The sequence below is a fragment of the Microbacterium sp. P2_F9 genome, from assembly GCF_056403635.1.
Genome location: NZ_JBFUFC010000346.1, coordinates 1 through 2045, shown reverse-complemented (window position 1 = coordinate 2045; position 2045 = coordinate 1). Strand labels below are relative to the sequence as shown.

At 69.7% G+C, this 2045-nt stretch carries 3 protein-coding genes; all 3 read left to right on the top strand.

Annotated elements, in window-relative coordinates; all coding sequences use genetic code 11:
• The coding region (gene tilS / locus AC1DVT_RS19795; RefSeq protein WP_477391059.1) for a tRNA lysidine(34) synthetase TilS at window positions 1-694 on the top strand (694 nt) is incomplete at its 5' end.
• A 57-nt stretch (window positions 695-751) separates the two neighbouring features.
• The gene (locus AC1DVT_RS19790) at window positions 752-1510 is read left to right on the top strand and encodes a ParA family protein (protein WP_477391058.1); all 759 of its coding nucleotides are present in this window, start codon (window positions 752-754) and stop codon (window positions 1508-1510) included.
• Between the two features lie 52 nt (window positions 1511-1562).
• Window positions 1563-2045 (top strand): hypoxanthine phosphoribosyltransferase (gene hpt / locus AC1DVT_RS19785; RefSeq protein WP_477391057.1); only part of this gene is annotated, 483 nt, incomplete at its 3' end.

Here is a 2045-nt window from a genome sequence, read left to right as displayed (position 1 = left end):
CCCCGAGGCCGCCGCCCGCAGCGCGCGCTATGCGGCTCTCGCTGCCGAGGCATCCGCCCTCGCAGCGGTCGCCGTTCTGACCGGCCACACGCTCGACGACCAGGCCGAGACCGTGCTGCTCGGGCTGGCGCGGGGTTCCGGCGCGGCGAGTCTGCAGGGCATGGCGCCCGTCTCACGGCTCGTGAAGGGGGTCGACCTGCTCCGGCCGCTGCTCGGGGTGCGGCGCGCAGCCACTCGCACCGCATGCGCCGCTGAGGGGCTCGCGCCCTGGATGGATCCGCACAACGCCGACCCTCGATTCGCGCGCGCACGCGTGCGCGGCCGCGTCCTGCCGGTCCTGGAAGAGGAGCTGGGTCCGGGGATCGCAGAGGCGCTGGCCCGGACCGCTGAGCAGCTGCGCGAAGACGCGGCGGCGTTCGACGAGATGATCGAGGAGACCATCGAAGACCTCGTCGAGCATGCCGAAGCGGGCATCTCGGTCTCGGTCCCGGCGCTGGCCGCCAATCCGGCTGCGCTGCGGCACCGCATCATCCGGTATGTCGTGGCGGCGGAGTTCGGGGCGAGTCTCACCCGTGCGCAGACGCTCGAAGTCGCACGCCTCGTGACGGAATGGACCGGCCAGGGCCCGATCGACCTCCCGGGCTGCCGCGCCGGCCGCACGGGTGCGCGGCTCCTCTTCACCGCCGCCGGCTGAGGCTCGAGCTTCTTCCTCGCCCTCGCCCAGAGGAGAGGGCTGAACTAGGGTGTGCCCGTGAAGGTCGTCGCGGTGTACAGCGTCAAAGGCGGAGTCGGCAAGACGACGACCGCAGTCAACCTCGCGTGGGAAGCGGCCAAGCACTACCGGGTGCTGCTGTGGGATCTCGACCCGCAGGCCGCGTCGACGTGGCTGCTCGACGTCAGGCCCAAGCTGAAGGGCGGAGCAGAGGCGCTCGTCCGAGGCAAGACGAAGATCGGCCAGGTGGTTCGCGAGACCGGCTACCAGAACCTCGACGTGCTGCCGGCGGACGAAAGCTACCGCGACCTCGAGCATGCCCTCGACCAGGCGAAGCACTCGACGCGGCGCCTCGCGATGGTGCTCGGGCCGCTCGCTCGCAAGTACGACGTCGTCATCCTGGACTGCCCCCCGGGCGCGTCACTGCTCGCCCACAACGTCATCACCGCCGCGGATGTCGTGGTGCTCCCACTGCAGCCATCGCCGCTGTCGGCGCGCTCCCTCCAGCAGGTGCGCGATGTCGTGCGCTCGGAGAAGAAGCCGCCCAGGATCATCGGGTTCATCTCCATGGCGGATCGGCGCAAGACGGGACACCGCGCGGCGATCGCCGACCTTCCCACCACGGAGAAGGAGATGACCGAGGTCGTGGTGCCGAGCACGATCCACGTCGAGCGCATGGGTTCGGAGCGGGCACCTCTCGCCGCGTTCGCGCCGCGCACGGAGGCCGCGGCGGCCTTCGCCCAACTCTGGGACGAGACCGCCGCCCGACTGAAGCCGATCACGCGCAAGCACCATTGAGGGACGTCGCTCCGTCACCAGGCTCCCAGGCGCCCGCCCCTAGACTCGCCTCATGCGTGCGGCCGAGATCCAGAGCGACATCACCGAAGTCCTCGTCACCGAGGAGCAGATCCGGAGCAAGCTCGACGAGATCGCGGCGCAGGTCGCCGCGGACTACGCCGGCAAGGATCTCCTGCTCGTAGGCGTCCTCAAGGGCGCCGTCATGGTGATGGCCGACTTCGCCCGGGCGCTGCCCACGGCGATGGAGATGGACTGGATGGCGGTGTCGTCGTACGGGACCGGGACCAAGTCCAGCGGTGTGGTGCAGATCCGCAAGGACCTCGACTCCGACATCCACGGCCGACATGTGCTCATCGTCGAGGACATCATCGACTCCGGGCTCACGCTGTCCTGGCTGCTCGAGAATTTCGAGTCCCGTGGCGCTGCGTCGGTCGAGGTGTTCGCGCTGCTGCGCAAGCCGGATGCCGCGAAGGTGCACGTGGAGTGCCGCTACATCGGCTTCGACATCCCGAACGAATTCGTCATCGGGTACGGC